Annotated in this window: 6 protein-coding genes; all 6 read right to left on the bottom strand. The window is 38.0% G+C overall.

Annotation, left to right across the window (positions count from 1 at the left end; all coding sequences use genetic code 11):
• Window positions 1-163: 163 nt before the first annotated feature.
• Window positions 164-2,857 (bottom strand): DNA methyltransferase, encoded by a 2,694-nt coding sequence (locus PX484_RS03480; protein WP_288102866.1) that lies wholly within the window; start codon window positions 2,855-2,857, stop codon window positions 164-166.
• A 679-nt stretch (window positions 2,858-3,536) separates the two neighbouring features.
• Window positions 3,537-3,878, bottom strand: coding sequence for a XisI protein (locus PX484_RS03485; protein ID WP_002803043.1), 342 nt, complete (start codon window positions 3,876-3,878; stop codon window positions 3,537-3,539).
• The gene (locus PX484_RS03490) at window positions 3,866-4,003 is read right to left on the bottom strand and encodes an element excision factor XisH family protein (protein WP_327036704.1); all 138 of its coding nucleotides are present in this window, start codon (window positions 4,001-4,003) and stop codon (window positions 3,866-3,868) included. The genes PX484_RS03485 and PX484_RS03490 overlap by 13 nt, the downstream gene beginning before the upstream one ends.
• 216 nt (window positions 4,004-4,219) lie before the next feature.
• Window positions 4,220-4,480, bottom strand: a complete 261-nt coding sequence (locus tag PX484_RS03495; RefSeq protein ID WP_288102869.1) for an element excision factor XisH family protein — start codon at window positions 4,478-4,480, stop codon at window positions 4,220-4,222.
• A 108-nt stretch (window positions 4,481-4,588) separates the two neighbouring features.
• Window positions 4,589-4,843 carry a type II toxin-antitoxin system RelE family toxin gene (locus PX484_RS03500; RefSeq protein ID WP_002760111.1) on the bottom strand — a complete coding sequence of 85 codons (255 nt, stop codon included), beginning with the start codon at window positions 4,841-4,843 and terminating at the stop codon, window positions 4,589-4,591.
• On the bottom strand, window positions 4,840-5,037 hold the full coding sequence (locus tag PX484_RS03505) for a RelB antitoxin-like protein (protein WP_002760112.1): 198 nt from the start codon (window positions 5,035-5,037) through the stop codon (window positions 4,840-4,842). The genes PX484_RS03500 and PX484_RS03505 overlap by 4 nt, the downstream gene beginning before the upstream one ends.
• Window positions 5,038-5,612: the final 575 nt, after the last annotated feature.

Below are 5,612 nucleotides of genomic sequence, written 5' to 3' on the forward strand. Positions count from 1 at the left end.
ATTGCTGGCACTTACGGTTTAGCGGCGATGGATGCACTTCATGTTGCTGCTGCGCTGCAAATTCAAGCTGATGAACTAATCACCACCGAAAAGCCAACCAAACCAATGCACCGAGTCAGGGAAATTCAGATTGTTTCAATCTAATGTAAGGGGTTAGAGTAATCTAAGAGTAAGGGGACCAGGGACCGATGACGGTTTCTCCTCGCTTCTCTTTTTCTGCTAATTCCAGATTTAAGGTTAATAGTTTCTCTAAGATGTCGTCGTCAGTTTGGAAGTGATATGCTTCCATTACTAGCTTGTCTAATTTCTGATGGAGTTGATACAGTTGGCTACTGGGTTCGTTAAAGAATTGGTTATATAGTTTGGTGATTCCCCATTGTTTTTTCTCCATCTGTTGGCTGCGGTATTCGTGTAATTCCCCGGCGGTTTGACGGATTTTTTCGACAAGTTCCCGTGAAGGTTTCTGGGGAAAAGGGAAGGTTTCAAAACAGGTTGTATTGGTGTAGCGAGTTCTGTCTTCAAGAGTTGAACTTTGAGCTTTTACCCAGAGGCGATGTATTTTTGAGTTGAGAATTCCTAGAATGTAGAAATCATCGGAGGCTATTACCATATTTGCTTCACAGGGAAGTATGGACACATCAACTGGAGAAAAAACAATATATTTAGCGATTTTGGGAATGGCAAAATAGCAAGATAATTTAGATATAGCTTGTCTCATTGCTGATCTATTTCTACCAAATTGCCACCATTTTTCACGTCTTGATTTTTCTTGGTTATTATCTCTTTCCAGTTTAACTTTTTCTTTTACTCTTGTAAAAGGTAAGATATATTCAGCCGCTTCTTCAAGAGCCATATTATCAAAATCAATCACCCAATTCTTTTGTTCAAAAAGATTAATTAAATTTTTTCCATCTAACATAGGTTTGACAACTTGTTGATTTTTATGATCTAACTCAATCCATTTATTAGCTTCTTCTTCCGTTATGACAAATCCTTTTCCTGCTAATTGACAAGCTTCAAAAGAATAATGATTATTAACTTTTATTTTTTCGGCATTATCCACTGATATTTGAGCTTTCAATGCCGTAGATAATAAATTAACCGATAAATTATCTAGAAATAATTCTTTCGGTCTTTCTTTACTCCAATTAACAATACTGACATGAACGTTAGCTTTACCAGACCAAGGCTGAGTTGAAATCGCTTCATGTATAAATCCACCTTGCTTAACTACATAATCTAAGCTTGCTTTTCTCCCAGAAACTTGTGATATTGAATTAGTACCAACTAAACCGGCTCTTCCTAATTCCCCAAGATTTTCCGCAGCTTTTCTAAACCAAAAAACACAAAAATCAGGTTGTCCTTGAACATCAGGAAATTTTTGATAAATTTTTTCTGCATACTCATCTCCTAGTTCTGTCCTTAACTTTTTCCCTCCCAAAAATGGAGGATTGCCGATAATTGCGTCTGCTTTTTGCCAATCCGTAAACAAAGCATCAGCACAGATAATATTACTATCCAAAGTATCCAAAGGTAAAGAAGCTTCCGTCAAATTAAACTTATCAATCGCCACCTTTCTGGCAATCATTAAAGTCACCCGCGCTAATTCTACAGCAAAAGGATTAATATCCATTCCATAAAACTGTTTAGGCGTAACAAAACTAATCTGTAACTGGTCATTAGCAGAACGACGACGGTTAGCAATCTTTTCAATTAATAACTGTTCAATGCGCTTTAATTCTTGATAGGCGACATAGAGAAAATTACCCGAACCGCAAGCCGGATCAAGTACCTTATACTGCTGTAATTCTAACTGAAGTGTATTTAACTCGCCAATCGTCCCAGCTTGCTCAATTTTCTCCTCCCAGTAACGGCTAATAGTTGGGCGAACAATTTTCATAATATCCGCTTCTGAGGTAAAGTGCATCCCGTAGGTGTGGCGTTCTTCAGCATTAGCTGTCCCCTCAAAAATATTACCAAAAATTGCCGGACGGATCTTACTCCAATCCTGACGCGCCGCCACATCCAGAAACTCTAATTCTTTATTAGTTAATTCAATCGGATGAATTATACTAAACAGTCCCCCATTAAAATAATCCACTCCCTGATATTTACCAACGGGGGTAATTCCGGGTTGGTTCATCTGTTGAAATAATCCCCCCAAGACATCATAGGAATTGCCACCATTTAGACATTCTTGTACACAAGAAATAAATAAATCTCTTGGTAACAATCCTCGATCCTCAGCAAACATTGCTAAGACACACTGCAAAATAAATCGCTGGGCCGTCAACTCATCAAAACCGCTTTTATGACCGCGTTTTTTTAACAGTTGAAACAACTCACCCATCCGCCGCGCTGCCGTTTCTGTAATCTCGACTTGATTATTCTGAAAAATAGGGGTACGATTCCCTACTTCCATAAAATTGAAGGCACTGACCCGATTTTTCAAATCGTTGAGATTTACTCGATCTACCGGTTCATCTATTTGAAGATCAAAATCAAAAATCCAGAACTGATCAAAATTACATAATAAGACATAGCGAGGGCGATTAGGAACCAAGCGACTCCAGTATTCAAAAGCTTGGGGATAGTGCTTACTTAAATCTTCTCCTCGCTTTTTCATTTCAATTAAAACACGAGGTTTCCAAACTAAATCAGCAAATCCTGTTTTACCTTTCTTGCTACCTTTAGTAATCGCCTCCTCATAGGTTGCACCCGCTTCTAACGCACCCTTATGACCAAAAGCTCGAAAGAAACGGTCTAGGAAAATCTGAGCTTCTTTCCTTTCTTTGCCAGTAATGTGCTGTTGACAAAAATCAATAAATTCCTGTAAGCTTTCAAGAGTAGTAGTCATCTTTTGCCTTTCCATTGGAGTAGGGTGGGCGTTGTAGTGCGATCACCATCTTACACAATAATTCATCATTCATAATTCATCATTCATAATTCATCATTCATAATTCATAATTCAGGCTCTTCTAGGTTCTGTGTGATCAGTTTAACTTACTCTATGATCGATCGATCTTTGTGTCCTCTCTGTCTGGAGTGGTTCCTTCCACTCCCTCGCTCTTGAGGAATGTATCTTAGAATACATTTTACCCACCAAACCGGGGAGAGCCGATTTTCCATTGAATCAAACCAAATCAATCGACGATTAAAGCAGTCAAACCTATACTAGGTAAGCATTTGGGCGAATTATGCCAAAATACTCACTCTCATTAAGAAAGAAATGCTAAAAGCCTTAATTCTCGTGCTTATTGAGAATGAATCTGTTAGTTTGGCGAGTTTTGAGATTGTAGAAGCCTCTCTGTGAATGCGTTTGAGGCACCTGAATCTTTAGGTTAATTTTCTCCCCTATTATAAGTAGTCGTGCAAAATTAATTTCCTAGTGAAGATAGGCAAAAGGCAGGAGGCAAGAGGTGGTTAGATATGTGTAATTAATTTTGCTTAGGTACTTAGCTCAAATTGCCCCTCTCAAACTCCGAAAAACAGCGATCGCCCTTCTTAACCTCAGCTAAAAATGCGATCGCCCCTGATTAAGCAATAGCAAATTCTGTTAATTTACGACTTGCAGGATCATGAAATGCTAAAACAATATCTTCTTTGGGAATCCCTGCTTCTAATAATTGAGAGGTGATTCCTATTTCTGTCCAATCTTGTTCAATATAAACTCTTTCATTTTTAATACGAATATGAATCTGAATATTGTTGATTTTCTTTTTGTTTATCCAACCAATAGACATCCATAGATAATGATCATGATTTTCATCAAAAATTAAACAGGTTTCTAGTTTTTTTTTGGATGAGCTATTCGCAATTGTGTCTAGCTTTGTTAAGGTATTTTGAATAATTTGGCGATAGTTAGTTAGTTTATCCATTGGACAATCTCCTCTTTTTCGATGTTGACAACTAATAAATCTAATTGGTGTCTTTTAATAACGGCTTGAATAGATTTTCGTTGGAAAAAAGTCTCATAAATTTCATCTTTAATAGCCAGATAGATTTCTTGGTATTCATCTTATCCTAATTGAATAAGATCACGATAAAAAATATATTGCCCCAAAGCCATTTCGGTTCTTCGGTTTGTCTTATGCAATGGACGGGGGTTATAAGGGATGGAACCCTTATAGAGAAAGGCATTTAGCGATTTTTGTCAATTGTTTTTGCTCTAGAGCGAACTAATCAATTAAGTCTCTTGCCAGATAAGGATTTAGTCGATTTATGCCTCCCTATCGAACCATACCAAGTAACGAAGAACCGCCATTTCAAAGTCTTTGATCATTGAAGGGCCAAGAAAGCTTTTAATTTCAATGATAATTTTACGTTGTCTTTGTTCTTCGGAAATATATTTCTCGATCGCCAGGTCTGGATACAATTCAGCGTCTTCAAATTCAATAGGATAAGGATCAGCCGTAATTGTCCAGCCGTCTTTAATTAAGGCATTTTTAACGGCTTCGTGATAGAGGTCTTTTGCTGGCATTTGCCTCCTTCTATTTTGATCACTGGATTTATTATAAGCGATCGCCCTCCTCTTCTCACAGTAAAATAGCGATCGCCTCTTCCAAATTTTTATTAAAAACGCGATCGCCTATCGGTAGATGTCCTTTCGATGTCCAATATCTAAAATAATCACCTTTTTTGCAGAATCATCTATCGCGTAAATAACGCGATAAACTCCAATCCGAATCCGCCAGCCTTCTCGTCCTGTCAGTTTGAGACACCCTGCTGGTCTTGGATTGTCAGCTAATGCTCTAATCCCGTCTCGAACTTTCTGATAACTATCTTGGGGAAGATTAGCTAAAGCCTTAGAAGCTTGTTTTTTAATCGCAATAGTGTAATTCATTGACGACTATTTTCAATTTCGGCGATCGCCTCTTCAAAAGGAATTTCTTCCTCTTCCGAAATAGCTAAATCATAGGCTCTAATAGCATTCAATTCTTCAGAATCTTCTAGGAGTTTTCGATATTCCTCTATATCTAAAAGAATACCGATTTGATTACCCTGTTCATCAGTAATATACTTTTGCTTTAATGGCATTGATAATTACCTTGTTTGTTAATTTTATCCCCTATTATAGCTCAAATTTATCCTTCATCCTCAACTCAACAGCGATCGCCTCTCTCTCCTTTACAGAAAAAATGCGATCGCTCCAATTAAAGTTAAGATGAGAAACTATACCTCAACTTATCCTAAGAATTAAAGATTAAAAAGTATTTCCTATTCTATAAACTAATGGTATTAATTTAGCTAGAGTTGAGGGTTTGACTTTAGAAAATTGGAATGCTATAATAATGCCTAAATGCCAATATTCGGAATAAGTAATTATGCCATCTTTAGACTTCTTAAGTAGCTGGTTATAATTAAATTAAAAATGGATTTTAGGTTCGATCCCCCCTGCCCCCCTTGATAAGGGGGGTGCCGATCCCCCCTTAGTCCCCCCTTGATAAGGGGGGTGCCGATCCCCCCTTAGTCCCCCCTTGATAAGGGGGGTGCCGATAGGCGGGGGGATCCCCCCTTGATAAGGGGGGTGCCGATAGGCGGGGGGATCCCCCTTAATAAGGGGGCATCTGACAGTTTTTAACACCTAACCACTTATGTTAAGGCAAATAAAA

The sequence above is a fragment of the Microcystis sp. M49636_WE2 genome, from assembly GCF_030065375.1.
Lineage (GTDB): Bacteria > Cyanobacteriota > Cyanobacteriia > Cyanobacteriales > Microcystaceae > Microcystis > Microcystis aeruginosa_C.

Excerpts from the sequence above, each read along its gene's own strand:
- PX484_RS03495 (WP_288102869.1), bottom strand. The coding sequence starts at position 4,480 with ATGCCAGCAAAAGACCTCTATCACGAAGCCGTTAAAAATGCCTTAATT.
- PX484_RS03505 (WP_002760112.1), bottom strand. The coding sequence starts at position 5,037 with ATGCCATTAAAGCAAAAGTATATTACTGATGAACAGGGTAATCAAATC.
- PX484_RS03485 (WP_002803043.1), bottom strand. The coding sequence starts at position 3,878 with ATGGATAAACTAACTAACTATCGCCAAATTATTCAAAATACCTTAACA.
- PX484_RS03500 (WP_002760111.1), bottom strand. The coding sequence starts at position 4,843 with ATGAATTACACTATTGCGATTAAAAAACAAGCTTCTAAGGCTTTAGCT.
- PX484_RS03480 (WP_288102866.1), bottom strand. The coding sequence starts at position 2,857 with ATGACTACTACTCTTGAAAGCTTACAGGAATTTATTGATTTTTGTCAA.